Source organism: Stenotrophomonas sp. YJH_SMC_46 (assembly GCF_059370315.1).
The window spans coordinates 869,511-895,728 of sequence record NZ_JCAFTO010000003.1 but is presented as its reverse complement, the minus strand read 5'-3'; the positions used below and the strand labels follow the sequence as shown (position 1 = coordinate 895,728).

General features: G+C 66.1%; 18 protein-coding genes. 11 read left to right on the top strand and 7 right to left on the bottom strand.

The features are described 5' to 3' along the window. The 5 genes from AC5P8C_RS13650 to AC5P8C_RS13630 all read left to right on the top strand — a co-directional run. On the top strand, nt 1-112 hold a 112-nt coding region (locus tag AC5P8C_RS13650), incomplete at its 5' end, for an IS3 family transposase (protein ID WP_288042072.1). Nucleotides 113-412: 300 nt separating this feature from the next. Beyond that, nucleotides 413-2,683 (top strand): methyl-accepting chemotaxis protein, encoded by a 2,271-nt coding sequence (locus AC5P8C_RS13645; protein WP_495218921.1) that lies wholly within the window; start codon nt 413-415, stop codon nt 2,681-2,683. A gap of 37 nt (nt 2,684-2,720) precedes the next feature. Further along, nucleotides 2,721-3,590 (top strand): CheR family methyltransferase, encoded by an 870-nt coding sequence (locus AC5P8C_RS13640; protein WP_019661482.1) that lies wholly within the window; start codon nt 2,721-2,723, stop codon nt 3,588-3,590. Then, complete coding sequence (gene cheD / locus AC5P8C_RS13635) at nt 3,587-4,183, top strand: chemoreceptor glutamine deamidase CheD (RefSeq protein ID WP_014037083.1); 597 nt, start codon at nt 3,587-3,589, stop codon at nt 4,181-4,183. The genes AC5P8C_RS13640 and cheD overlap by 4 nt, the downstream gene beginning before the upstream one ends. Then, the gene (locus AC5P8C_RS13630) at nt 4,180-5,253 is read left to right on the top strand and encodes a protein-glutamate methylesterase/protein-glutamine glutaminase (RefSeq protein ID WP_019661481.1); all 1,074 of its coding nucleotides are present in this window, start codon (nt 4,180-4,182) and stop codon (nt 5,251-5,253) included. The genes cheD and AC5P8C_RS13630 overlap by 4 nt, the downstream gene beginning before the upstream one ends. Before the next feature lie 272 nt (nt 5,254-5,525). On the opposite strand, the gene acnB is transcribed toward AC5P8C_RS13630, so the two are convergent. From acnB to AC5P8C_RS13615, 3 genes are read right to left on the bottom strand one after another with little or no spacing between them, the layout of a single operon-like run. Next, complete coding sequence (gene acnB, locus AC5P8C_RS13625) at nt 5,526-8,117, bottom strand: bifunctional aconitate hydratase 2/2-methylisocitrate dehydratase (protein WP_019661480.1); 2,592 nt, start codon at nt 8,115-8,117, stop codon at nt 5,526-5,528. A gap of 43 nt (nt 8,118-8,160) precedes the next feature. After that, nucleotides 8,161-8,559 (bottom strand): type II toxin-antitoxin system VapC family toxin, encoded by a 399-nt coding sequence (locus AC5P8C_RS13620; protein ID WP_005416402.1) that lies wholly within the window; start codon nt 8,557-8,559, stop codon nt 8,161-8,163. A gap of 6 nt (nt 8,560-8,565) precedes the next feature. Continuing rightward, nucleotides 8,566-8,790, bottom strand: a complete 225-nt coding sequence (locus tag AC5P8C_RS13615; RefSeq protein ID WP_005409505.1) for an AbrB/MazE/SpoVT family DNA-binding domain-containing protein — start codon at nt 8,788-8,790, stop codon at nt 8,566-8,568. 301 nt (nt 8,791-9,091) lie between these two features. On the opposite strand from AC5P8C_RS13615, the gene acnA reads away from it, so the two are divergent. Beyond that, nucleotides 9,092-11,845, top strand: coding sequence for an aconitate hydratase AcnA (gene acnA, locus AC5P8C_RS13610; protein WP_019661479.1), 2,754 nt, complete (start codon nt 9,092-9,094; stop codon nt 11,843-11,845). Between the two features lie 130 nt (nt 11,846-11,975). On the opposite strand, the gene AC5P8C_RS13605 is transcribed toward acnA, so the two are convergent. Then, nucleotides 11,976-13,526: a BCCT family transporter gene (locus tag AC5P8C_RS13605; protein WP_019661478.1), complete on the bottom strand. Its 1,551-nt coding sequence runs from the start codon at nt 13,524-13,526 to the stop codon at nt 11,976-11,978. A gap of 168 nt (nt 13,527-13,694) precedes the next feature. On the opposite strand from AC5P8C_RS13605, the gene betI reads away from it, so the two are divergent. The 5 genes from betI (at nt 13,695) to rpfF (ending at nt 20,553) form a co-directional block, all read left to right on the top strand. Then, complete coding sequence (gene betI, locus AC5P8C_RS13600; protein WP_005409501.1) at nt 13,695-14,285, top strand: transcriptional regulator BetI; 591 nt, start codon at nt 13,695-13,697, stop codon at nt 14,283-14,285. Between the two features lie 38 nt (nt 14,286-14,323). After that, entirely contained in the window at nt 14,324-15,796 is a 1,473-nt protein-coding gene (betB, locus tag AC5P8C_RS13595; protein ID WP_019661477.1) for a betaine-aldehyde dehydrogenase, read from the top strand. Between the two features lie 101 nt (nt 15,797-15,897). Then, nucleotides 15,898-17,580 carry a choline dehydrogenase gene (gene betA / locus AC5P8C_RS13590; protein WP_010482497.1) on the top strand — a complete coding sequence of 561 codons (1,683 nt, stop codon included), beginning with the start codon at nt 15,898-15,900 and terminating at the stop codon, nt 17,578-17,580. Nucleotides 17,581-17,806: 226 nt separating this feature from the next. Further along, complete coding sequence (locus AC5P8C_RS13585; protein ID WP_019661476.1) at nt 17,807-19,483, top strand: long-chain fatty acid--CoA ligase; 1,677 nt, start codon at nt 17,807-17,809, stop codon at nt 19,481-19,483. A gap of 200 nt (nt 19,484-19,683) precedes the next feature. Beyond that, a complete protein-coding gene (gene rpfF, locus AC5P8C_RS13580) occupies nt 19,684-20,553 on the top strand; it encodes a diffusible signal factor synthase RpfF (RefSeq protein ID WP_012480080.1) in 870 nt (289 codons plus the stop codon). A gap of 12 nt (nt 20,554-20,565) precedes the next feature. Here rpfF and AC5P8C_RS13575 read toward each other — a convergent pair whose 3' ends face one another. The 3 genes from AC5P8C_RS13575 to lysS form a co-directional block, all read right to left on the bottom strand. Continuing rightward, the gene (locus tag AC5P8C_RS13575) at nt 20,566-23,289 is read right to left on the bottom strand and encodes a response regulator (RefSeq protein WP_233652889.1); all 2,724 of its coding nucleotides are present in this window, start codon (nt 23,287-23,289) and stop codon (nt 20,566-20,568) included. Between the two features lies 1 nt (nt 23,290). Next, complete coding sequence (rpfG, locus tag AC5P8C_RS13570; protein ID WP_019661474.1) at nt 23,291-24,430, bottom strand: cyclic di-GMP phosphodiesterase response regulator RpfG; 1,140 nt, start codon at nt 24,428-24,430, stop codon at nt 23,291-23,293. A gap of 205 nt (nt 24,431-24,635) precedes the next feature. Then, entirely contained in the window at nt 24,636-26,147 is a 1,512-nt protein-coding gene (gene lysS, locus AC5P8C_RS13565) for a lysine--tRNA ligase (RefSeq protein WP_019661473.1), read from the bottom strand. Nucleotides 26,148-26,218: the final 71 nt, after the last annotated feature.

Below are 26,218 nucleotides of genomic sequence, written 5' to 3'. Positions count from 1 at the left end.
GCTGGTGGAATACATCCAGTACTACAACCAAGAGCGAATCAAATTGAAATTGAAGGGCCTGAGCCCGGTACAGTACCGGGAGCAGGCCCAACAGGCCCAATCGGCCGCCTGACCCCTGTCCAAGTCTCGGGGGTCACTTCAGGGACGGGTTTACGGCGTCCCCCGCCAACCCACCCTGGCCCGGCCCCCCTCGCAACTCGCGACCGCCGACCAACTGCTGTTGCTGTTGCTGTTGCTGTTGCTTCAAAAGCCTACCGCAGGCAGCGCCGCAGCCGCCGCTGCAAGAAAACCTGAATACGTTCCGACACCGCACCTCAATCCCCCGCCCCAGCGGCCGATAACGGGGTTGTCACCGCTTGTCCCGCCGTGACCGGCTCGGCGCCGCCCGCCCGTTTCGACCTGGTCCTGCTCGATGAATCTCCTGCATCGCTGGCAACACTACTTCAGCAATCTCTCCGTCCGGCGCAAGCTCAACCTGCTGACGCTGCTCATCGCGCTCGGCGTGATCGCGCTCTCGGTGATCGCCGCCCGCATGCAGTACCTGGACCTCACCGAGACCCGCAAGACCGCGCTGAAGACCCAGGTCGAACTCAGCTACGGCATCCTTCAGCACTACCACCGTCTGACCGGCACCGGCGAACTCAGCGAGGACGCCGCGAAGAGCGCCGCGTTGCAGGCCCTGGAAGTGATGCGCGCCGAGAACGATACGTACTACTTCAACATCTACGACACCGGCTACCGCCTGCTGATGCACCCGTTCCGCAAGGACCTGGTCGGCAAGGACATGAAGGACTTCCGCACCGACGACGGCGTGCGCATCTATTACGACCAGGTCGAAGCGGCCAAGGCCGGCGGTGGCTTCGTCAACTATCGATGGGCCAAGCCGGGCAGCAAGGGCGAGGTCGAGAAGGTCGCCTACGCCGGCCTGTTCGCGCCCTGGAACTGGGTGGTCAGCAGCGGCGTCTACATGGACGACGTGCAGCGGCAGGCGCTGGTGTTCACCGCCATCATGGCGATCTCCGGTGGTGTACTGGTGCTGATCGTGCTGGCCCTGAGCTGGGTCATCGGCAACCGTATCGCGCGCCCGCTGAAGCAGGCTACCGCCGTCGCCGAAGGCATCGCCAACGGCAAGCTGGACAGCCATATCGGCCCACAGCCGCACGACGAGCCCGGCCGCCTGCTGGAGGCGATGTCCGGCATGCAGCAGCAGCTGCACGCAGTAATCAACGGCCAGCGCGAAATGGCCCGCCGCCACGATGGCGGCGAACTGAGCTACCGCATCGACGCCAGTGCGTTCCCCGGTGAGTATGGGCTGATGGTGCAGGAGACCAACGCCCTGGTCGGCAGCCACGTGCAGACCCTGCACGATGTGCTGGATGTGGTGCAGCAGTACGCGGTCGGCGACCTCAGCCGCGACATCGCGCGCTACCCAGGCGAGAAGGCCGCAATGACCACCACCGTCGACACGGTCAAGGCCAACCTCGGCCGCATCAATGCCGAGATCAAGCAGCTGGCCAGTGCCGCCGCCGCGGGCGACTTCAGCCGCCGTGGCGAAGCGCAGCGCTTCGATTACGATTTCCGCCTCATGCTGGAAAACCTCAACGCGATGATGGCGGTCAGCGATGACAACCTCGGCAAGCTCTCGCAGCTGCTGTCGGCCATCGCCGAAGGTGACCTGACCGCGCGCATGCACGGCGACTACCAGGGCGTGTTCGCACGGATGCGCGACGATGCCAACACCACAGTCGCACAGCTGACCCAGATCGTCGGCCAGATCCAGGCCAGTGCTTCGAGCATCACGCTCGCCGCCGGCGAGATCGCCTCCGGCAACAGTGATCTGTCACGCCGCACCGAGCAGCAGGCCGCCAACCTGGAAGAAACCGCAGCCTCGATGGAGGAACTGACCTCCACCGTGCGCCAGAATGCCGAACACGCCCGCCAGGCCAACCAGCTCGCCATCGGCGCGCAGTCTGTTGCCTCCCAGGGCGGCAGCGTGGTCGGCCAGGTGGTCAGTACCATGTCCGCCATCGAGGCCTCGTCGAAAAAGATCGCCGAGATCATCTCGGTGATCGACGGCATCGCGTTCCAGACCAACATCCTGGCGCTGAACGCTGCCGTGGAAGCCGCGCGTGCCGGTGAACAGGGTCGCGGCTTCGCAGTGGTCGCCAGCGAAGTGCGTACCCTCGCCCAGCGTTCGGCCGCTGCGGCCAAGGAGATCAAGGGCCTGATCGACGATTCGGTCGGCAAGGTCACCGAAGGCTCCAGCCTGGTGCACCAGGCCGGCAGCACGATGGGCGAGATCGTCGCCTCGGTGCAGCGCGTGACCGACATCATGGCCGAGATCTCTGCCGCTTCGCAGGAGCAGAGCGCCGGCATCGAGCAGGTCAACCAGACCGTGGTGCAGATGGACGAAACCACTCAGCAGAACGCTGCGCTGGTGGAGGAAGCCACCGCCGCCGCGCGTGCGATGGAAGACCAGGCCGCGCAGCTGGCCGATGCCGTGGCGATCTTCCGCCTCGACAACCAGGTCTCCGCCGCAGTGAAGGCTGTCGCCGAACGCGTGGAATCGGCGTGCATCACCACCGTGGCACGTCCGCAGCCGACCGGAACGCCCGCGCCGGTACGTCGCAGCAGCAACGCCCGCACCTTCGCCGCCAGCGACAGCGACTGGCAGGAATTCTGAGACCCACCCGCAGCGGCTTCGGCCGCCGCCTCTGCCGATGGACACGTCCCCCGTGCAAAGTCCTACTCCCATCGTCACCGGCCCGCGCGAATTCGAGTTCGCCGACCGTGATTTCCGCCGCGTCTGCGACCTGATCTACCAGCGCGTGGGCATCGCCCTCGCTCCGGCCAAGCGCGACATGGTCTATGGCCGCCTGTCGCGCCGCCTGCGCACGCTGGGCATGCGCAGCTTCCAGCAGTATCTGGACCATCTCGAGCAGGAAGATGGTGACGAGTGGCAGGCGTTCACCAACGCCCTGACCACCAACCTGACCTCGTTCTTCCGCGAACCGCATCACTTCGACAAGCTGCGCGAGGAGCTGCAGCAGCGCTCCAGCCGCACGCCGCTGCTGTTGTGGTCGTGCGCAGCGTCCACCGGCGAAGAACCCTATTCAATGGCGATTGCCGCCTGTGAGGCCTTCGGTACGCTGAAGCCGCCGGTGCGCATCATCGCCACCGACGTCGACACCCAGGTGCTGGCCACCGCCGGCCGAGGTGTCTACAACATCGACCGTGTGACCAACCTCGACCCGGACCTGCGCCGGCGCTACTTCCAGCGCGGCAGCGGCCCCAACGAGGGCCAGTGCCGCGTGCTGCCGGCACTGCGCGAGCTGATCGAGTTCCGCCCACTGAACCTGCTTGCCCCGCGCTACGACGTCGGCGGCCCGTTCGATGCGTTGTTCTGCCGCAACGTGATGATCTACTTCGACAAGCCAACCCAGCGCGCGATCCTCGGCCGGCTGGTACAGCACCTGGCCGATGACGGCCTGCTTTACACCGGACACTCGGAGAACTACCTGCACGCCGCCGACCTGATCCAGCCCTGTGGCCGCACCCTGTACCGCCGCGCGGCAAAGGCCGGTGCATGAACGCCTCGCTACGTACCGACGATGTGATGCGCTACCAGGATGCGCGCTTCCAGACCATTGCCGCCAAGCTGCTGCCGACCCAGTACCTGGTGGTGGACGACACCACCGCGCTGACCACCACGCTGGGTTCCTGCGTGGCGGCCTGTCTGCGGGACCCCGTGCTGAAGATCGGTGGCATGAACCATTTCCTGCTGCCCGAGGGCAATGCCGGCGACGGCGCGCCCGCGCGTTACGGCAGCTACGCGATGGAACTGCTGATCAACGACATGCTCAAGCGCGGCGCCCACCGCAAGCGCATCGAGGCCAAGGTGTTCGGCGGCGCCAACGTGCTCAAGGGATTCACCAGCAATCCGGTCGGTACCCGTAACGCCGAGTTCGTGCGCCAGTACCTGCAGGCCGAGCATATCCCGATCATCGCCGAGGACCTGTGCGGCATCCATCCGCGCAAGATCTGGTTCTTCGCCGATACCGGCCGCGTGGTGGTGCAGCGCCTGCCGCATGCCCACGAAGCCGAAGTGGCTGCCACCGAATCGGCCGTGCGTGCACGTCTGTCCAAGGCCCCGGTCACCGGCGGCGTGGAGTTGTTCGAATGACCCTGACCGGCAACGCCCCCTGCCGGGTCCTGATCGTCGACGACTCTGCCGTCGTGCGGCAGATGCTCACGGAAATCCTGTCCAGCGACCCGGCCATCGACGTGGTCGGCACCGCCGCAGATCCGCTGCTGGCGCGTGAGAAGATCAAGCGCCTGGCCCCGGACGTGATCACGCTTGACGTGGAAATGCCGCGCATGGACGGCCTGGCGTTCCTGGAAAACCTGATGCGGCTGCACCCGCTGCCGGTGGTGATGATTTCTTCGCTGACCGAACGCGGCGCCGACACCACGCTGCAGGCGCTGGCACTGGGCGCGGTGGACTTCGTCTCCAAGCCCAAGCTGGACGTCGCACGCGGCCTGCAGGGGTACGCCGACGAAATCATCGCCAAGGTGAAGATGGCGGCGCGCTCGCGGGTGCGACCGCTGGTGCGCGCGGCCGCCCCGAAGCTCACGCTGGACGCAGCGCCGGCAACGCGTGCTGCTTCGCCGCAGTTCCGTACCACCGACCGCCTGATCGCGATCGGCTCGTCAGCCGGTGGCACCGAAGCGCTGCGCGTGGTGCTGGAAGGCATGCCGGCCGACGCGCCCGCCGTGGTGATGACCCAGCACCTGCCGGCCAGCTTCAGCAGCGCCTTCGCCGAACGCCTGGACCGCCACTCGGCCATGGCCGTGCGCGAGGCCAGCGACGGCGAAGCGGTGCTGCCCGGCCATGCCTACCTGCCACCCGGCGGCAAGCACCTGCGCATCATCCGCGACGGTGCACGCTGGCGCTGCCGCATCGACGATGGCCCGGCGGTGAACCGGCACAAGCCGGCGGTGGACGTGCTGTTCCGCTCGGTCGCGCAGAGCGCGGGTGGCAATGCCATCGGGGCCATCCTCACCGGCATGGGTGACGACGGCGCACGCGGCCTGCTGGAAATGCGCCAGGCCGGCGCGCCGACACTGGTGCAGGACGAGGCCACCAGCGTGGTCTGGGGCATGCCCGGTGCAGCGTTCAAACTCGGCGCCGCTGAGGAACAGGTGCCGCTGGAGCGGATCGCCGAACGGCTGCTGGCGCTCTCCCGCGGCTGATTGCGCGCCGCGGCTCAAGGACTCCGCGGTCAGTAGATCCACGCCATGCGTGGATGCCTTTGTAGAGTCGAGCCGCGCTCGACTCATCGCGCATCGCACGAACAGCAGCCAAGCATGGACTCGGCGCTACAGGCCATCAGGCAACGAAAGAACCCCCGGCTTTCACCGAGGGTTCTTCGTTTCATCGGGGTGCCGGCCAGCAGCCGCCACCCCCATGCGTTGTCCGCTCACAAAAAACCCCCGGCGCAAGCCGGGGGTTTTCAGTTACCGCATCAGGCAGCGACCGACTTGGCCACGTCCTGGTATTCCTCGATCTGGTCAAAGTTCATGTAGCGGTAGATCTCCGCACCATTGGCGTTGATCACGCCGATGTCCGCCATGTACTCCTCCTTGGTCGGGATGCGGCCCAGACGCGAGCAGATCGCGGCCAGCTCCGCCGAACCCAGGTACACGTTGGTGTTGCGGCCCAGGCGGTTCGGGAAGTTGCGGGTCGAGGTCGACATCGCGGTGGAACCCTCGCGGATCTGCGCCTGGTTGCCCATGCACAGCGAGCAGCCCGGCATTTCCATGCGTGCGCCGGTAGCGCCGAAGGTGCCGTACACGCCCTCCTTGGTCAGCTCCGAAGCATCCATCTTGGTCGGCGGGGCCACCCACAGGCGGGTCGGCAGGTCACGCTTGCCTTCCAGCAGCTTCGCAGCGGCACGGAAGTGCCCGATGTTGGTCATGCACGAACCGATGAACACTTCGTCGATCTTGGCACCGGCCACCTCGGACAGGGTCTTCACGTCGTCCGGGTCGTTCGGGCAGGCCACGATCGGCTCGTGGATGTCGGCCAGGTCGATCTCGATGACGGCGGCGTACTCGGCGTCGGCATCCGGCTCCAGCAGCTGCGGGTTGGCCAGCCACGCTTCCATCTTCTCGATGCGGCGCTGCAGCGAGCGCGGATCCTGGTACCCCTCGGCAATCATCCACTTCAGCAGGGTGATGTTGCTGGTCAGGTACTCGATGATCGGTTCCTTGTTCAGGCGCACCGAGCAACCGGCCGCCGAACGCTCGGCCGAGGCGTCGGACAGTTCGAACGCCTGTTCGACCTTCAGCTCCGGCAGGCCTTCGATTTCCAGGATGCGGCCGGAGAAGATGTTCTTCTTGCCGGCCTTGGCCACGGTCAGCAGGCCCGACTTGATCGCGTACAGCGGGATCGCGTTGACCAGGTCACGCAGGGTCACGCCCGGCTGCATCTTGCCCTTGAAGCGCACCAGCACCGACTCCGGCATGTCCAGCGGCATCACGCCGGTGGCCGCAGCGAAGGCGACCAGGCCCGAACCGGCCGGGAACGAAATGCCCACCGGGAAACGGGTGTGCGAGTCACCACCGGTACCGACGGTGTCCGGCAGCAGCATGCGGTTGAGCCAGCTGTGGATCACGCCGTCGCCCGGGCGCAGCGAGACGCCGCCACGGGTGGAGATGAACTCCGGCAGGGTGTGGTGGGTCTTCACGTCCACCGGCTTCGGGTAGGCGGCAGTGTGGCAGAACGACTGCATCACCAGGTCGGCCGAGAAGCCCAGGCAGGCCAGGTCCTTCAGCTCGTCACGGGTCATCGGGCCGGTGGTGTCCTGCGAGCCGACCGAGGTCATCTTCGGTTCGCAGTACGTGCCCGGGCGCATGCCCTGGCCTTCCGGCAGGCCACAGGCGCGGCCGACCATCTTCTGCGCCAGCGAGAAGCCCTTGCCGGTATCGGCCGGCTGCACCGGCAGGCGGAACAGGTCGGTCGGGGCCAGGCCCAGCGCTTCTCGCGCCTTGCCGGTCAGGCCACGGCCGATGATCAGCGGGATGCGGCCACCGGCACGCACTTCGTCGAACAGCACGTCGGACTTGACCTGGAATTCGGCGATCACCTCGCCGTTCTTCAGCGCCTTGCCTTCGTACGGGCGCAGCTCGATGACGTCGCCGTGCTCCATCTTCGACACGTCCAGCTCGATCGGCAGCGCACCGGCATCTTCCATGGTGTTGTAGAAGATCGGCGCGATCTTGCCGCCCAGGCACACGCCACCGGCGCGCTTGTTCGGGATGTACGGAATGTCATCGCCGGTCCACCACAGCACGCTGTTGGTGGCCGACTTGCGCGAGGAGCCGGTACCGACCACGTCGCCGACGTAGGCGACCAGGTGGCCCTTGTCCTTCAGGTCGAGGATCTGCTGGATCGGGCCGCGCTTGCCGTCTTCTTCCGGGGTGAACGGCGCGTCGTCGCGCTTGTTCTTCAGCATCGCCAGGGCGTGCATCGGGATGTCCGGGCGGGTGGTCGCGTCCGGCGCCGGCGACAGGTCGTCGGTGTTGGTCTCGCCCGGCACCTTGAACACGGTGACGGTCAGGCTCTGCGGCACTTCCGGGTTGCTGGTGAACCACTCGGCATCGGCCCAGCTCTGCAGCACGGCCTGGGCGTTGGCGTTGCCGGCCTTGGCCTTTTCCTGCACGTCGTGGAAGGCGTCGAACACCAGCAGGGTCTTCTTCAGGCCGTTGGCGGCGATGGTGCCGACGCTGGCGTCGTCCAGCAGCTGCACCAGCGGGGCGACGTTGTAACCGCCGAGCATGGTGCCCAGCAGTTCGGTGGCGCGCTCGCGGCTGATCAGCGGGTTCTGCTCGCTGCCCAGCGCGATCGCGGCCAGGTACGAGGCCTTGACCTTGGCTGCGTCATCGACGCCGGCCGGCACGCGGTGGGTCAGCAGGTCGAGCAGGAACTCGGCCTCGCCCTGCGGCGGGTTCTTCAGCAGTTCGATGACATCGGCCGTCTGCTGCGCGCTCAGCGGCAGCGGCGGGATGCCAAGCGCAGCGCGCTCGGCGACGTGGTGGCGGTAGGCTTCCAACATGACAACTCCCGGGTAATGCGTAGGTTGAAATAACAAAGTGGGCTCAGGCGTGCGGCACGATCAGCTTCAGGCCCTTGAAGTAGTCGCGGTAAAACGTGTCGTTCCAGGTGATCAGGCCATCGCACTGCAGCAGTGCGTGGGCGCCGACCATGAATTCGTCCAGGCTGCGGCGGCTGCCGCCACGCTGGCGATGACGGCGGTGCATCTCGCCCGCGCGCAGCGCCGACTTGGCTTCCATCGGGTTGAAGTGCACGCCCATTTCTTCCAGCGCTTCGAGCACCTCGGCGCCGCCGCGCAGCGATGCGCAGACCTCGGCCAGGGTCGCGCCGCAGACCACCACACGGCCACCCACCAGGCTCTGCCGGAGGATGGCCTCCACCGCATCGGCCTGCGGACCATTGCTGAGTAGCTCGACCAGCACCGGTGAATCGACGGCGATCATCACGGCTTATTCCTCGTCACGCACCGCGCGTACTGCCGCATCGGACGATTCGAAGCCGTCCAGCGCGAACTTGCCGCGCGCCCGTGAAATGGCATCGTCAACACTCTTGCGCAGGATGATGCGGCTGCCGTCCAGCTCGACCTTCAGCAGCGTGCCCTTGGTCAGGCCGAGGGCATCACGCACCGCCTTGGGCAGGGTGATCTGTCCGCGTTCTGCAACAGTGGCTTCCATCGGTAGGCCCTCCAGAGTATGCACAAATTATACATACTTCCTTGGGCATACTTCCACCCTGAACAGGAACGGCACCCCGCCAGCCCTTGCCTCGCAAAGGATCGGCCACAAACGTGACATACGCCATACACCCTCCCCTGTAGTCTGGAACCGATGCCGCAGGCCGAACCCGGCCCGGGTGAATCCATTCAGTTTCGGGTTCATACTGGAACTTCCGGGGCCACCAGGCCACCGGCGACCGCAAGCAGGTCCGCCCATGCGCGGGCCACTGCAAGCCATCCGCAAGAAGGAGTTACCCCGCATGAGCGATTCGTTCTCCACCCGCAGCCAGCTGAACGTCGGCGGCAAGACCTACGACTACTTCAGCCTGCCCACGCTGGGCCAGCGCTTCGATATCTCCCACCTGCCCTACTCGATGAAGATCCTGCTGGAGAACCTGCTCCGGCACGAGGATGGCGGCATCACCGTCGGCAAGGACCACATCGAAGCCGTGGCCCGCTGGAACCCGGCGGCCGAACCGGACACCGAAATCGCCTTCATGCCGGCGCGCGTGGTCCTGCAGGACTTCACCGGCGTGCCCTGCGTGGTCGACCTGGCCGCGATGCGCGACGCCGTCGTCAAGCTCGGCGGCAAGCCGGAGCAGATCAATCCGCAGATTCCCTCCGAACTGGTCATCGACCACTCGGTGCAGGTAGATGTGTTCGGCAAGCCCGACGCGCTGGACCTCAACGGCAAGATCGAGTTCCAGCGCAACCAGGAACGCTACGGCTTCCTGCGCTGGGGCCAGAAGGCCTTCGACAACTTCAAGGTGGTGCCGCCCAACACCGGCATCGTGCACCAGGTGAATCTGGAAAACCTGGCCCGCGTGGTGATGACCGCGGAGAAGGATGGCAAGGCCGTGGCCTACCCGGATACCGTGTTCGGTACCGACAGCCACACCACCATGATCAACGGCATCGGCGTGCTGGGCTGGGGCGTGGGCGGCATCGAAGCGGAGGCGGCCATGCTCGGCCAGCCGTCGTCGATGCTGATCCCGCAGGTGGTCGGCTTCAAGCTGACCGGCAAGCTGCCCGAGGGCGCCACCGCCACCGACCTGGTGCTGACCGTTACCCAGATGCTGCGCAAGCTGGGCGTGGTCGGCAAGTTCGTCGAGTTCTACGGTGATGGCCTGCAGCACCTGCCGCTGGCCGACCGCGCCACCATCGGCAACATGGCCCCGGAATACGGCGCCACCTGCGGCATCTTCCCGATCGACGCCGAATCGCTGAACTACCTGCGCCTGTCCGGCCGAAGCGAAGAGCAGATCAACCTTGTCGAGGCCTATGCCAAAGCGCAAGGACTGTGGCACGAACCGGGCAGCCCGCATGCCCAGTACAGCACCACGCTGGAACTGGACATGGGCACGGTGAAGCCGTCGCTGGCCGGCCCGAAGCGTCCGCAGGACCGCGTCCTGCTCGAAGACGTGCAGAAGAACTACCGCGAAGCGCTGGTCGGCCTGACTGCCAACCGTGACAAGCGCAGCGAGGACGTTGCCACCTTCGTCAACGAAGGCGGTGGCGCGGCGGTCGGCAACGAGCAGCTGGCCAAGGGCTTCGCCGACATCGAGATCGAAGGCAGCAAGGTGCGGCTGAAAGATGGCGCGGTGGTCATCGCGGCCATCACCTCCTGCACCAACACCTCCAACCCGGCGGTGATGATCGGTGCCGGCCTGCTGGCCCGCAATGCGGCCGCCAAGGGCCTGAATCGCCAGCCGTGGGTGAAGACCTCGCTCGGGCCGGGCTCGCGCGTGGTCACCGACTACCTGGAAAAAGCCGGCGTGCTGAAGGAGCTGGAGAAGATCGGCTTCTACGTGGTCGGCTACGGCTGCACCACCTGCATCGGCAACTCCGGCCCGCTGCCGACCGAAGTCAGCGCCGGCATCGCCGCCGGCGATCTTGTGGTCACCTCGGTGCTGTCCGGCAACCGCAACTTCGAGGGCCGCGTGCACCCCGAAGTGAAGATGAACTACCTGGCCAGCCCGCCGCTGGTGGTGGCCTACGCCATCGCCGGCACCACCGACATCGACCTGACCACCCAGCCGCTCGGTACCGGCAGCGATGGCCAGCCGGTGTTCCTGCGCGACATCTGGCCGAGCAACAAGGAAATCGGCGATGTCATCGCCGCGACCATCGGCCCGGAGATGTTCAAGCAGAACTACGCCGACGTGTTCAAGGGTGACACCCGCTGGAACACCATCGCCTCGCCAGACGGCAACCTGTACGAGTGGAGCGATGCCTCCACCTACATCAAGAACCCGCCGTACTTCGATGGCATGACCATGCAGACCGGCAGCATCGACGACGTGCATGGTGCACGCGTGATGGGCCTGTTCGGCGATTCGATCACCACCGACCACATCTCCCCGGCCGGCAACATCAAGAAGGACTCGCCGGCAGGCCGCTTCCTGCAGGAGCGCGGCGTGCAGCCGGCCGACTTCAACAGTTACGGCAGCCGCCGCGGCAACGATGACGTGATGGTCCGCGGCACCTTCGCCAACATCCGCATCAAGAACCTGATGTTCGGTGGCGAGGAAGGCGGCAACACCCTGTACTACCCGGCCGGCGGCGGTCAGCCGGAGAAGCTGGCGATCTACGATGCGGCCATGAAGTACAAGGCTGAAAAGGTGCCGCTGGTGGTGCTGGCCGGCAAGGAATACGGCACCGGCTCGTCGCGCGACTGGGCGGCCAAGGGCACCCTGCTGTTGGGAGTGAAGGCGGTCATCGCCGAGAGCTTCGAGCGCATCCACCGTTCCAACCTGGTAGGCATGGGCGTGCTGCCGCTGCAGTTCCGCAACGGCGAAAACGCGCAGAGCCTGGGTCTGGACGGGTCGGAAGTGATCGACATCACCGGCCTGCAGGACGGTGCCAGCAAGCGCGCCACGGTCACCGCGACCAAGGCCGATGGCACCAGGAAGACCTTTGAGGTCTCGGTGATGCTGCTGACCCCGAAGGAAGTCGAGTACTTCCGCCATGGTGGCCTGCTGCAGTACGTGCTGCGCCAGCTGGCCAGCAAGTAACGGAAAAGGGCCGGATCCGCACGGATCCGGCCCTTTCCGTTTGCGATGCACCCCCCTGTAGAGCCGAGCCTGCGCTCGGCTGCTTCTGCGCCGACAGCAGCCGAGCATGGGCTCGGCTCTACAGAAGCACTCAGCGGCGCGGTGCGTCCGGGTCGGTGCGCAGCGCCTTCAGCAGGCCCCACATGTAGAACGCCAGGGTGAACGAGAACGGCAGGCCGCACAGCACCACCGCCGTCTGCATCGCGCTGAAGTTGCCGGCCAGCAGCAGGCCAACGCTGGCCACGGTGATGCCCGCCGCCCAGAACACGCGCAGCCAGATCGGTGCGTCGTGACCGTCCTCGACGCCGTCATCGACACGACGGGTGCACAGATTGGCGATCATCAGCGTGCCCGAATCGACCGGGGTCAGGAACAGCACGAAACCAATCACCACCGCAGCACCGGCCACGTACGGCGCGCCGGGCAGGTATTCCAGCAGCTTGAACAGCGTCATCGCCGCATCGTGCTGGGCCACGTCGCCCAGGATCGCCTGGCCATGGTTGAGGACCAGGTCGATGGCGGTGTTGCCGAAGATCGACAGCCACGCCAGGGTGAAACCGAGCGGGATGAGAAGCACGCCCATGACAACTTCACGGATGGTGCGTCCCCGCGAGATGCGCGCCACGAAAAGGCCGACGAACGGCGCCCAGGCGATCCACCAGGCCCAGTAGAACAGCGTCCACGAGCCCATCCACTCACGCCCCTTCGGGTCGTTGAGGTACATGTCGAAACTCTTGCGCACGAACGCACCGAGGTAATCGCCGGTGTTCTGGATCAGGCCATCGAACAGGTGCAGGGTCGGGCCGGTGACCAGCACGAACAGCAGCAGGCCGCACAGCAGGCGCACGTTGAGGTTGGAGAGCCAGGCAATGCCCTTTTCCACGCCTGCAACCACGCCGATGGTGGCCACCACCATCATCACCAGCACGATCGCCACCAGCACCTGCGGCGTATCCGGGATGTGGAACAGGTAGACCAGGCCGGACTGCACCACCAGCGCGCCGATGCCGAGGTTGGTCACCATCGAGATCAGCGTGGCCAGGATGCCGAAGCCATCCACCATGTCGCCGATGCGGCCATGGATGCGCTCACCGAAGATCGGGTACAGCGCCGAGCGCAGCGCCAGCGGCAGGTCGCGGCGGTAGGCGAAGTAGCCCAGTGCCACACCGACCAGCGCATACAGCGCCCAGCCGTGCAGGCCCCAGTGCAGGAAGGTCAGCACCATCGCCTCGCGGCCGGCGGCCACGGTGCCGCCGGGTTGCCCGGGCGGATGCAGGAAATGGTCCAGCGGCTCGTAGGCGCCGTAGTACAGCAGCGCGATGCCGATGCCGGCCGAGAACAGCATCGAGACCCAGGCCACGTAGCCGAAGGCCGGTGATTCCTCGTTGTGGCCCAGGCGGATGCGGCCATACGGCGAGAACGCCAGCCACAGCACGAAGCCCAGGCACAGCACGATCAGCAGCATGTACCACCAGCCGAACGCGGCCGACACCTCGGCCTGCGCCCATTGCAGCCAGTGCTCGCTGCCTTCGGGATAGAGAACGGTGAGCAGCCCGAGGATGCCGATCGACACCGAGGAGCTGAGGAAGACAAAACGGTTCAAGCGCAGGGGCGAACGCTTGGGATGAGCCAGGGAAGACATGGGATCGTCTCATCAGTCCGGGGGAGCACATGGGCGGGGCCGGACCGGTAAACCGGGCCCATGGCGTGGGGCGCGAGCGCATCCTAGGGTTTATTGATTGAACGTTCAATCAATAAAAAGCATAATGGCGGGCAGCCGATCCTTCGGGTCGCAATCCGTGGAGAGACAATGCCGAAGAAAGGCGTGGAACCGGTACGGCGCGAACAGCTGATCCGGGCCACTTTCCAGACCATCGACGAGATCGGCATGGCCGATGCGACCGTCGCCACCATCGCGAAGAAGGCAGGGTTGTCCAGCGGCATCGTCGCCCACTACTTCGGCGACAAGGACGGCCTGCTCAATGCTGCAATGCGGCAGATCCTGCGCGAGCTGAAGGACGCGGTCGCCCGCTACCGCGCCGACGCCAGCGACGACCCGCGCGAGCAGCTGCGCGCCATCGTCGACGGCAACTTCGACGACAGCCAGATCAACGGCACCGCGATGCGCGTCTGGCTCACCTTCTGGGCCGCGAGCATGCACCAGCCGGAACTGGCCCGCCTGCAGCGCGCCAACGACCAGCGCCTGTTCTCCAACCTGTGCCACCAGTTCAACCGCCTGCTGCCCCACCCGCAGGCCCGCCTGGCCGCCCGCGGCCTGGCCGCGATGATCGACGGCCTGTGGCTGCGTGGCAGCCTGGTCGGCGGCCAGTTCAACGCCGAGAAGTCCCGGCGCATCGCTTACGGCTATATCGACTTCCAGTTGCAGGCTGTCGCGCTATAAGCGCTTCAGCACCCGCCCCCTTCCAAGGAGTACGCCCCATGACCACCCTGCCCGTCCAACAGCTCTACATCCACGGCCAGCGGGTCGATGCCACCAGCGGCAAGACCTTCAAGACCGTCAACCCGGCCACCGGTGAAGTCCTGGCCGAGGTGCAGGTCGCCAGCCAGGCCGACGTCGAACGCGCCGTGCAGAGCGCGGCCGAAGGCCAGAAGGTATGGGCGGCGATGACTGCCATGGAGCGTTCGCGCATCCTGCGCCGCGCCGTCGAGATCCTGCGCGAGCGCAACGACGAACTGGCCCAGCTGGAGACTCTGGACACCGGCAAGGCGTTGGCCGAGACCACCGCCGTGGACATCGTCACCGGCGCCGACGTGGTCGAGTACTACGCCGGCCTGGCCACCGCCATCGAAGGCATCCAGCTGCCGCTGCGCGAATCGAGCTTCTTCTACACCCGCCGCGAGCCGCTGGGCGTGGTCGCCGGCATCGGCGCCTGGAACTACCCGATCCAGATCGCCATGTGGAAGTCGGCCCCGGCCCTGGCTGCCGGCAACGCGATGGTGTTCAAGCCCTCCGAAGTGACCCCGTTGACCGCGATCCGCCTGGCCGAGATCTACACCGAAGCCGGTGTGCCGGCCGGCGTGTTCAACGTCGTGCAGGGCCCGGGCCGCGAGATCGGCCAGTGGCTGACCGAGCACCCGGTGATCGAGAAGATCTCCTTCACCGGCGGCGTCGCCACCGGCAAGAAGGTCATGGCCAGCGCCGCGTCCTCGTCGCTGAAGGAAGTGACCATGGAGCTGGGCGGCAAGTCGCCGCTGGTGATCTGCGATGACGCCGATCTGGACCGCGCCGCCGACATCGCGGTGATGGCCAACTTCTTCAGTTCCGGCCAGGTCTGCACCAACGGCACCCGCGTGTTCGTGCCGCGCAGCATGCTGGCCGCCTTCGAGGCCGCCGTGGTCGAGCGCGTCAAGCGCATCCGCATCGGCGACCCGATGGCCGCCGACACCAACTTCGGCCCGCTGACCAGCTTCCCGCACATGGAAAACGTGCTGCGCTACATCGAGAGCGGCAAGGCCGAAGGCGCCCGCCTGCTGACCGGCGGCGGCCGCGCCACCGAAGGCGCGCTGGCCAATGGCGCCTACGTGCTGCCGACCGTGTTCTCCGACTGCCGCGATGACATGACGATTGTCCGGGAAGAGATCTTCGGGCCGGTGATGAGCATCCTCGCCTACGACGACGAAGACGAAGTGGTGCGTCGTGCCAACGACACCACCTTCGGCCTGGCCGCCGGCGTGGTCAGCAAGGACGTCAGCCGCGCCCACCGCATCATCCACCGCCTGGAAGCCGGCATCTGCTGGATCAACACCTGGGGCGAATCGCCGGCCGAAATGCCAGTTGGCGGCTACAAGGAATCCGGCGTCGGCCGCGAAAACGGCATCTCCACCCTCGGCCACTACACCCGCATCAAGTCGGTGCAGGTCGAGCTGGGCGACTACGCCAGCGTGTTCTGACCGGCGCGCCCCGAGCACGCCCTCTCGTCCGGCCACCGCGCCGATCCGACATTCCGCCGCGACGCCTGCATGCAGCGCGCCCCGGCCTGCAGGAGACACCCATGAGCACCCATAACGAGTACGACTACATCATCATCGGCGCCGGTTCGGCCGGCAACGTGCTGGCGACCCGCCTCACCGAAGATGCCGATGTCAGCGTGCTGCTGCTGGAAGCCGGTGGCCCGGACTACCGGCTCGACTTCCGTACCCAGATGCCGGCGGCGCTGGCCTTCCCGCTGCAGGGCAAGCGCTACAACTGGGCGTACAAGACCGATCCGGAGCCCTTCATGAACAACCGCCGCATGGACTGCGGACGCGGCAAGGGCCTGGGCGGCTCGTCGCTGATCAACGGCATGTGCTACATCCGCGGCAACGCGATGGACTACGACAACTGGGCCAGCATGCCGGGCCTGGAGGATTGGACCTACCTGGACTGCCTGCCGTATTTCCGCAAGGCCGAAACCCGCGACATCGGACCCAATGACTACCACGGTGGCGATGGCCCGCTGCGCGTGACCACGCCCAAGGCCGGCAACAACGAACTGTTCGCTGCGATGGTCGAGGCCGGCGTGCAGGCCGGCTACCCGCGCACCGACGACCTCAACGGCTACCAGCAGGAAGGCTTCGGCCCGATGGACCGCACGGTGACCCCGAAGGGCCGTCGTTCCAGCACCGCCCGCGGCTACCTGGACCTGGCCAAGCCGCGCCCGAACCTGACCATCGTCACCCACGCGCTGACCGACCGCATCCTGTTCTCGGGCAAGCGTGCGGTGGGCGTGCAGTGGCTGCACAACGACCAGCCACAGCGTGCCACCGCCCGCCGTGAGGTGCTGCTGTGCGGCGGCGCCATCGCCTCGCCGCAGATCCTGCAGCGCTCGGGCGTGGGCCCGGCCGACCTGCTGCGCAGCCTGGACATCGACCTGGTACACCACCTGCCGGGCGTCGGCGCCAACCTGCAGGACCACCTTGAGATGTACCTGCAGTACGAGTGCAAGAAGCCGGTCTCGCTGGCCCCGGCGCTGAAGCTGTACAACCAGCCGGCGATCGGTGCCGAGTGGCTGTTCCTGGGCACCGGCATCGGCGCCAGCAACCAGTTCGAGGCCGGCGGCTTCATCCGCAGCGACGCCGAATTCGACTGGCCGAACCTGCAGTACCACTTCCTGCCGGTGGCGATCAATTACAACGGCTCCAACCCGATCAAGGCGCACAGCTTCCAGATGCACGTCGGTTCGATGCGCTCGCCCAGCCGCGGCCGCATCCATGTGCGTTCGAAGGATCCGCGCGAACATCCGAGCATCCTGTTCAACTACATGTCGCACGAGCAGGACTGGCGTGAGTTCCGCGCGGCGATCCGCATCACCCGCGAGATCTTCGCGCAGCCGGCGCTGGCACCGTACAGCGGCCGCGAGATCTCGCCGGGCAGCGCGCTGCAGACCGACGCGCAGATCGACGCATTCGTGCGCGAGCATGCCGAGACCGCCTACCACCCGTCGTGCTCGAACAAGATGGGCCATGCCGATGACCCGATGGCGGTGGTCGACGGCCAGGGCCGCGTGCACGGGCTGGAAGGCCTGCGCATCGTCGATGCCTCGATCATGCCGCAGGTGGTGACCGGCAACCTCAACGCGCCGACCATCATGATGGCCGAGAAGCTGGCCGACGTGATCCGCGGCCGCACCCCGCTGGCCCGCAGCACAGCGCCGTATTACAAGGCCAACGGTGCACCGGTGCGCAAGCAGGGCTGAGCCAGCCGCACACCTTGAAACACCCGCCGGGCATGGCCCGGCGCTACCAGGCGCGTCCTGCCTTCGGTAGCGCCAGGCCATGCCCGGCGCCGTTTGACGCGTTCGCACAATGCGCTACGCAAACCCCTCTTCGCGTTTTCCCTACGGCGGGGTATGCTGCAATGAACGGCCATTGTCGATACGCTCGGGGCCGAACCTAATACATCACGATTCCTGGAGGGGGAATATGAGTCTGGATCGTCCCTGGCTGCAGAGCTATCCGAAAGGCGTTCCCGCCGAAATCGACGTCAACGAGTTCCATTCGGTAGCTTCGGTCTTCGACGCTTCCGTCGCGAAATTCCGCGACCGTCCCGCCTACTCCAGCTTCGGCAAGGTCCTCACCTATGGTGAGACAGACGCGCTGGTCACCCAGTTCGCCGCCTACCTGCTGGGTGAGCTCAAGCTCAAGAAGGGTGACCGCGTCGCCCTGATGATGCCCAACTGCCTGCAGTACCCGGTGGCCACCTTCGGCGTGCTGCGCGCCGGACTGACCGTGGTCAACGTCAACCCGCTGTACACCGCGCGCGAACTCAAGCACCAGCTGGTCGACGCCGGCGTCAGTGCGCTGGTGGTGGTCGACAACTTCGGCGACACCGTCGAACAGGTCATCGCCGATACGCCGGTCAAGCACGTGGTCACCACCGGCCTGGGCGACCTGCTCGGCGCCAAGGGCGCGATCGTCAACTTCGTACTGAAGTACGTCAAGAAGATGGTGCCCAACTACCACATCAAGGGTGCCGTCCGCTTCAGGCAGGCGCTCAAGCTGGGCAGCCGCCACGCGCTTCCGCCTGTCGAGATCGACCACGACGACATCGCCTTCCTGCAGTACACCGGCGGTACCACCGGCGTGGCCAAGGGCGCGATGCTGACCAACCGCAACCTGATCGCCAACATGCAGCAGGCGTCGGCGTGGCTGTCCACTTCAGGCATCGAGCCGGGCAAGGAAGTGATCATCACGGCCCTGCCGCTGTACCACATCTTCGCGTTGACCGCGAACGGCCTGGTCTTCATGAAATTCGGTGGCTGCAACCACCTGATCACCAACCCGCGCGACATGAAGGGCTTCGTCAAGGAGCTCAAGGGTACCCGCTTCACCGCCATCACCGGTGTCAACACGCTGTTCAACGGCCTGCTCAACACCCCCGGCTTCGACGAGATCGACTTCTCCTCGGTCAAGTTCACCCTGGGCGGTGGCATGGCCGTGCAACGTGCCGTGGCCGAACGCTGGAAGAAGGTCACCGGGGTGACCCTGGTCGAGGCCTACGGCCTGACCGAGACCTCACCGGCAGCCTGCATCAACCCGCTCACCCTGCCCGAGTACAACGGCGCCATCGGCCTGCCGATCCCGTCCACCGATGCGTGCATCAAGGACGACAACGGCAACATCCTGGCGCTGGGCGAAGTGGGCGAGCTGTGCATCAGGGGCCCGCAGGTGATGAAGGGCTACTGGCAGCGCCCGGAGGAAACCGCCACCGCCATCGACGCCGACGGCTGGCTGCACACCGGCGACATGGCGAAGATGGACGAACAGGGCTTCTTCTACATCGTCGACCGCAAGAAGGACATGATCCTGGTGTCCGGCTTCAACGTGTACCCGAACGAGGTCGAGGACGTCATCGCGATGATGCCCGGCGTGTTGGAAGTGGCTGCGGTCGGTGTCCCGGACGAGAAGTCCGGCGAGGTCGTGAAGGTCGTGATTGTGAAGAAGGATCCGAACCTGACCGCGGAAATGGTCAAGGAACATGCCCGGGCCAACCTGACCGGTTACAAGCACCCCAGAATCGTAGAATTCCGAAAGGAGCTGCCGAAGACCAACGTCGGCAAGATTCTCCGTCGCGAGCTGCGTGATACGCCCGCCCAGTAAGGGTTTCCGGGCAGCACGACAGTACAGGGGACCCCGCCGGAGACGGCGGGGTCTTTTTATTGCCGGAACATGGCCGGCCCGGCGCTTGCGGGCGGTTCACGACGGGTGCATAGAATCAGTCGCCGCCGCATGTTCAGCTCGCCCCCTCACTCCTCTCCGTCCGCTCTGCGGTTGGCCGGACGGTCACACGGAGAACTCCCATGTCTGCAGTACGCCCCATCATTACCCGTCCCTCGCAGCACCCTACCCTGCGTATCACCGAAGAACCCGAGCGGGACGTTTACTGGATCCACATGCACGCCAACCTGGTCAACCAGCCAGGCCGGCCGTGCTTCGCCTCGCGCCTGGTCGATGACATCGTCGACTACCAGCGCGAACTGGGCGATCGCCTCAGCGCCTCGCACGCTCTGTCACCCCATGTCGTACTTGCCTCGGACAGCGACGTGTTCAACCTGGGCGGCGATCTCGAACTGTTCTGCCGCCTGATCCGCGAGGGCGACCGCGCCCGCCTGCTCGACTATGCCCAGCGCTGCGTGCGCGGCGTGCATGCCTTCCATGCCGGCCTGGGCACCCGTGCCCACAGCATCGCCCTGGTCCAGGGCAATGCACTGGGGGGCGGCTTCGAGGCCGCACTGAGCTGCCACACCATCGTCGCCGAGGAAGGCGTGTTGATGGGCCTGCCGGAGGTGCTGTTCGACCTGTTCCCCGGCATGGGCGCCTACTCCTTCCTGTGCCAGCGGATCAGTCCGCGGCTGGCGGAGAAGATCATGCTGGAAGGCAACCTCTACACCGCCAGCCAGCTGAAGGAAATGGGCCTGGTCGACATCGTGGTGCCGGTGGGCGAAGGTGTTGCCGCAGTCGAACAGGTGATCAAGGAAAGCCGACGCATCCCGCACGCCTGGGCGGCGATGCGTGAGGTCAACGAGATCGCCACCATGGTGCCGCTGCATGAAATGATGCGGATCACCGAGATCTGGGTAGACACTGCGATGCAGCTCGGCGAGAAGTCCCTGCGCACCATGGATCGGCTGGTACGGGCGCAGGCCCGACGCAATGGCGACCCGGCCTGATCGTCTGGCGGGTCAGGACGGGCTGCGCTCGCTGTCGTCGCGGTGCGGTGCCCCCGCACTACGGGCAGCCAACGCATTCCTGCCGTTGCGCAGAGCGGTCGCCAGGTTGCTGAGGCGGGCGCTCCATTCACCCTTCAGCTGCCAGTCCGCCATGCGCATGATTTCGCCACTGGAGGCGGCAACCTGGACAAGCCCCAGGTTGCTTGCCACGCCGCGCAGCGCGTGGGCGTGCTCGCGGAAATCCTCCCAGGCCTGGCGCTCGCCGCAGCCCTGCAGCTGGCCCATGCTCGCGTCGACGTCCGCCAGGCATTGGTCGATGAACTTGCATTCGAAGCCATCGCCCATGCCCAGCGACGCCAGCTCGTCCAGCACCGCGGTATCGAGCACGCCATCGCCGACCGGCAATGCAGGCACCGACTGGATGCCGGGCTCGGCGCGGGTGTTGGCGGCGACATCGGCCAGCACTTCCAGCAGGCGGGTGGCCACCACGGGCTTGGCAAGGAAGGCGCGGGCGCCGGCCTGCTCACAACGCAGGATGGACTCGGGGGTGACGTCTGCGCTCAGCACCATGACCGGAACGTAAGGCATGCCGCTGGCCTGCATCACCCGCAACTGCTTGAGCAGATCCAGTCCGCTCATGCCGGGCATGTGCAGGTCGACGATCGCTGCGTCGTAACTGGCCTGCTCCAACGCATCGAGCACTTCGGCGCCGCCGTTGACGCAGGTGACCTTGTGGCCGGCCTTCTCCAGCAGCCGCTGCAGCACCATGCGGTTGGCCTCGTGATCGTCAGCCACCAGGACCCGCAGGCTGCGCACCCGTGCACGATGGCGCAGGAAGGGGTTGGAAAACGCGATGACATTGCCGGCTTCAGCCACCTCGGACGGAACCGCCGGGGCTGATGCGGTCTCTGCGACGTCCAGCGTGATCTCGACCCAGAACACGCTGCCGCGCGGGCTGTTCGGTACATAGCCGACCTGCCCGCCCATCGACTCGACCAGGCCCTTGGCAATGGCCGTGCCCAGGCCGGTGCCCTCATGGCGACGGGCCAGGCCGACATCACCCTGCTCGAAGGCATTGAACAGGCGCCCACGCAGCGCCACCGGCACGCCGATGCCGGTATCGACGATCTCGAATCGCAGGCGCATCCGTTGGCTGCCCGGCGCGTCCGGGCTCGACACGCGCAGATGCACGTAGCCGCTGTCGGTGAACTTGACCGCGTTGCCCATCAGGTTCAGCAGGATCTGCTGCAGATGCCCGGCATCACCCAGCAGGCGCGGCGGCACGTTGTCGTCCACCTGCACGCGATAGTCCAGCGACTTGGAGCGGGTCTGCGGGGTCAGGATCAGGTTGATCGCCTGCAGCACGTCGGCCAGTGCGAACTCGTGCGACTCCACGCGCACCTTGCCGGCTTCGATCGCGGAGATGTCCAGCACCTCTTCCACCAGCGCCAGCAGGCTGCGGGTCGAGGCCTGGATGGTGTTCAGGCACTCGCGCTGTTCGTCGTCCAGGCGGGTGGTGGCCAGTACTTCGGTCATGCCCGCCAGCCCGTTCAGCGGCGTGCGGAACTCATGGCTCATGTTGGCCAGGAAGCGGCTCTTGGCTTCGTTGGCCTGGCGCGCCTCGGCCACCGCCCGGGTCAAGGCATGCAACAGCGAATCGAAGTACAGCGGAATCGCGCCCAGGCCCAGCAGCAGGCCCCAGCCCAGATAGTCGTGGCTGCGCCAGTAGGGCGACAGCATCACCGTGCACAGGAACGCCAGGCAGCCCATGGCCGTGGCCACGCGCAGGTAGGTGCTGCCGTAGCGCATGCCGTTGCCGATCGTGACCCACAGCATCACCGCATACAGCGGTGCGGCCGGCTCGCCCTGGATCGTCATGATCCAGGCCATGCAGGTGTAGTCGGTCAGCATGCCGATCACCCGGCGCACATGCGACACGCCCGGATTGACCAGGATCGCGGCCAGCAGGCCTGCGGAAATGGTCAGCTCGAAGGCGAGGATCAGCCACGTCGCAGTCAGCGCCTCACCGCCACCGCTCAGCGAGCGCCAGCCGAGATAGCTGATGAACAGCGCCGTGATGATGATGCGGATCAGGTTCTGCGCGTGCTCGCTGTCCTCGCGCCCGGACAGGCGCTGCTTGAAGCGGGCCAGCAGCGAGCGCTTGTCGGAGCCAGTGGCGGGCGTCGTATCCATGGTCGGATGTCGCATCCTTCGGCGCAGCAGGGAGGAGCAGCACAACGGTACCGCCAACAGCCCCAGCCACAGTGAAACCGCCAGGCCCAGGTTGGCCTGCCAGTAAGGGGTCAACAGCACCGTAGTGCCGAAACTGGCCATGGCCAGCACGACGGCAGCGGCCAGGTACCGCGGCCCGAAGCGCAGGCCGTTGCCCACTGTCACCCACATCACCACCGCATACACCCACGCCAGCGGCTCACCCATCTGGATCATGCCGATCGCGATCAGTCCGTAATCGGCCAGCATCCCGGCCACCCGTCGCGGGTCCGAGCGCTGCGGCCTCCACAGCAGCCAGCCGAACAGCAGCAGCGACAGGCCCAGGCCGGTCACTACCGTTGCCAGCACGCCCTGGTACTGATCCAACCGGTGCAGGCGGGCACCGGACAGCAGAACATAGATCAGGATCAGCGAGATCAGCACCACCCGCACGATCGCCTGGCCATGTTCCGAATCCGGACGCTGCGCCAGCCGACGCTTCACGCGTGCGAACAGGTCCTGCATGTCACCCACCCGGTCGCGTCGATGCCGTCGAGTGCTGGGCGCAGATGTCCATCAACTGCTGGCGGCCGCGCATCAGCGCATCCACGCAGCGTGGATCGAACAGGCGGCCACGCTGTGCGTACAGATAGGCCAGTGTGGCTTCCATGGTCCATGCTTCCTTGTACGGACGGGGTGAGATGAGTGCGTCGAAGACATCGGCGACAGCAACGATCCGCGCTTCCAGCGGGATCGCTTCGCCGACCAGGCCGTCGGGATAGCCGCTGCCGTCATAGCGCTCGTGATGGCGCAGCGCGATGAGCGCGCCCACCTGGATGAAACGGTTCTGGCTGCCACTGAGCAGCTCGTGGCCGATGCGTGGATGCCGGCGCATGATCGCCAGCTCCTCGTCATTGAGCTTGCCCTGCTTGAGCAGCACCGCGTCGGGAATGGCGATCTTGCCCATGTCATGCAGCGGTGCGGCCATCTCGATCAGGCGCACGTCGTCTTCGGGCAGGCCCAGCTGCTCGGCAATCAGCCCCGCCACGCGCGCCATGCGTTCGAGGTAGGCACTGGTGCCGGCATCACGGAACTCGATCGCCCGTGCCAATCGCGACAGGGTCTCGCGTTCGCGTTCCTCGACCTCGTGCATGCTGGCCAGCAGGCGCTGCTCCAGCGACAACGCGCGCTGCTTCACGTTCTCGGTCTGCTGGCGCAGCTGCAGCAGGTTGTAGCAGCGCGCGCGCAGTTCGCGCGGGCGGATCGGCTTGACCAGGAAGTCGATGACCCCCGCTTCCAGCGCCGCCTGCCGGATCGGCTCGTCGCCGACCACGGTGATCAGGATCACCGGGATATCGCGGTGCTTGGGCAGGCGACGGAAACGGCGGGCGAACTCCAGCCCGTCCATCTCCGGCATGCGGTAATCGAGCAGCAGCAGGTCGACCGGGTGCGCCTCGCACCAGGCCAATGCGGTCAGCGGATCGCCGAAGTCATGCACGCTCAGTTCCGGCGCGATGTCTTCGATGACGTGACGCAGCATCGTCCGCGCGGACGTCTGGTCGTCAACAATGACGATGTTCAACGCGTACTCCGCCTGGTTTCTCGACCATGCTGGATCATCAGCAGGCGAGGATACCCTGCCGCTGCGAACGCTCGCACCCTGCATCGGCCCGACTCCCGTGTCATGCGTCCCGGTTCATGATCGTCATCACATTGTGAAGCGGACTCTCCACAATGCGCACTCCCCCTGGCGCCGATCAAGCCATAACAGACGTCAAGGTAGTGCATTAACGATACGCCGAGTGCGGGAGGCGTCAATCGCGCCGTCTCATTTCGCGACGGCGCGCACAAACAGGGGTCAAAAAGACGACTTACTGCTCCGGACGCATGTACGGGAACAGCAGCACGTCACGGATCGAGCTGCTGCCGGTCAGCAGCATCACCAGGCGATCCACGCCGATGCCGAGGCCACCGGTCGGGGCCATGCCGTACTCCAGCGCACGGATGTAGTCGGCGTCGTAGTGCATCGCCTCGTCGTCGCCGCCTTCCTTCGCGGCCACCTGGGCCTGGAAACGCTGCGCCTGGTCTTCCGGGTCGTTCAGTTCGGAGAAGCCGTTGGCCAGCTCCTTGCCGTTGACGAACAGCTCGAAGCGATCCGTGTAACCCGGGTCGTTGTCGTTGGCACGAGCCAGCGGCGAGACCTCCACCGGGTGGTCGGTGATGAAGGTCGGCTGGATCAGGGTGTGCTCGACCGTGGCCTCGAAGATCTCCAGCAGCAGCTTGCCCCAGCCGTAGGACGGCTTGACGCGGATATTCAGGCGCTCGCAATGGCGCAGCAGCGCGTCGCGGTCGGTGCAGTCGGCGACGGAAATCTCGGGGTTGTGGTGGCGCACCGCCTCGTCCATGCGCCAACGGCGGAACGCCGGGCCCAGGTCGATCTTCGCCCCGTCCCACTCGACCTCGGTGCTGCCGTTGACGGCCTTGGCCACGTCACGGATCACGCCTTCGGTCAGGTCCATGATCTCGTTGTACGTGGCGTAGGCCTCGTACAGCTCCATCATGGTGAATTCCGGGTTGTGGCGGGTGCTGACGCCTTCGTTGCGGAAGTTGCGGTTGATCTCGTAAACGCGCTCCAGGCCACCCACGGTCAGGCGCTTGAGGTACAGCTCCGGCGCCACACGCAGGTACAGGTCCAGGTCCAGCGCATTGTGGTGGGTGGTGAACGGCTTGGCCGCCGCGCCGCCGGGGATGTAATGCATCATCGGCGTCTCGACTTCCAGGAAGTCGCGGCTGTCCAGCCAGGCGCGCATGGCGCGGATGATCTTCGAGCGCTTGATGAACACCGCGCGCGATTCCGGGGTCACGATCAGGTCGACGTAGCGCTGACGATAGCGCTGCTCGACGTCGGCCAGGCCATGCCACTTGTCCGGCAGCGGGCGCAGCGACTTGGTCAGCAGGCGGATCGATTCGGCCTTGACCGACAGCTCGCCGGTCCTGGTGCGGGTCAGGCCGCCTTCGACGGCGATGATGTCGCCCACGTCCCAGCCCTTGAAGGCGGTATAGGCATCGCCCAGCACCGTGCCCTGCAGGAACAGCTGGATGCGGCCGGACTCGTCCTGGATCTGCGCGAAACTGGCCTTGCCCATGATGCGCTTGGCCATCAGGCGGCCGGCCATCTTCACCTGGCGGCCATTGCCTTCCAGCGCCTCGGCGGTCCACTGTTCGACATCGGCGAACTCTTCCTGCAGGCGGCCGGCGAAGTCCTCGCGACGGAAATCGTTCGGATACGCGATGCCCTGCCCACGCAGCGCTTTGAGTTTCTCACGGCGCTCGGCGATCAACTTGTTTTCGTCGACGGGGGGGGTATCGGTAGCTTCGCTCATGGATCTGCGGGAATCGTGTAGTGAGGGGGATCTTGCGCCCGGCACAGCCGGTTGCCCAGCATACCAAAACC

Excerpts from the sequence above, each read along its gene's own strand:
- AC5P8C_RS13645 (WP_495218921.1), top strand. The coding sequence starts at position 413 with ATGAATCTCCTGCATCGCTGGCAACACTACTTCAGCAATCTCTCCGTC.
- AC5P8C_RS13640 (WP_019661482.1), top strand. The coding sequence starts at position 2,721 with ATGGACACGTCCCCCGTGCAAAGTCCTACTCCCATCGTCACCGGCCCG.
- cheD (WP_014037083.1), top strand. The coding sequence starts at position 3,587 with ATGAACGCCTCGCTACGTACCGACGATGTGATGCGCTACCAGGATGCG.
- AC5P8C_RS13630 (WP_019661481.1), top strand. The coding sequence starts at position 4,180 with ATGACCCTGACCGGCAACGCCCCCTGCCGGGTCCTGATCGTCGACGAC.
- acnB (WP_019661480.1), bottom strand. The coding sequence starts at position 8,117 with ATGTTGGAAGCCTACCGCCACCACGTCGCCGAGCGCGCTGCGCTTGGC.
- AC5P8C_RS13620 (WP_005416402.1), bottom strand. The coding sequence starts at position 8,559 with ATGATCGCCGTCGATTCACCGGTGCTGGTCGAGCTACTCAGCAATGGT.
- AC5P8C_RS13615 (WP_005409505.1), bottom strand. The coding sequence starts at position 8,790 with ATGGAAGCCACTGTTGCAGAACGCGGACAGATCACCCTGCCCAAGGCG.
- acnA (WP_019661479.1), top strand. The coding sequence starts at position 9,092 with ATGAGCGATTCGTTCTCCACCCGCAGCCAGCTGAACGTCGGCGGCAAG.
- AC5P8C_RS13605 (WP_019661478.1), bottom strand. The coding sequence starts at position 13,526 with ATGTCTTCCCTGGCTCATCCCAAGCGTTCGCCCCTGCGCTTGAACCGT.
- betI (WP_005409501.1), top strand. The coding sequence starts at position 13,695 with ATGCCGAAGAAAGGCGTGGAACCGGTACGGCGCGAACAGCTGATCCGG.
- betB (WP_019661477.1), top strand. The coding sequence starts at position 14,324 with ATGACCACCCTGCCCGTCCAACAGCTCTACATCCACGGCCAGCGGGTC.
- betA (WP_010482497.1), top strand. The coding sequence starts at position 15,898 with ATGAGCACCCATAACGAGTACGACTACATCATCATCGGCGCCGGTTCG.
- AC5P8C_RS13585 (WP_019661476.1), top strand. The coding sequence starts at position 17,807 with ATGAGTCTGGATCGTCCCTGGCTGCAGAGCTATCCGAAAGGCGTTCCC.
- rpfF (WP_012480080.1), top strand. The coding sequence starts at position 19,684 with ATGTCTGCAGTACGCCCCATCATTACCCGTCCCTCGCAGCACCCTACC.
- AC5P8C_RS13575 (WP_233652889.1), bottom strand. The coding sequence starts at position 23,289 with ATGCAGGACCTGTTCGCACGCGTGAAGCGTCGGCTGGCGCAGCGTCCG.
- rpfG (WP_019661474.1), bottom strand. The coding sequence starts at position 24,430 with ATGCAGGGTGCGAGCGTTCGCAGCGGCAGGGTATCCTCGCCTGCTGAT.
- lysS (WP_019661473.1), bottom strand. The coding sequence starts at position 26,147 with ATGAGCGAAGCTACCGATACCCCCCCCGTCGACGAAAACAAGTTGATC.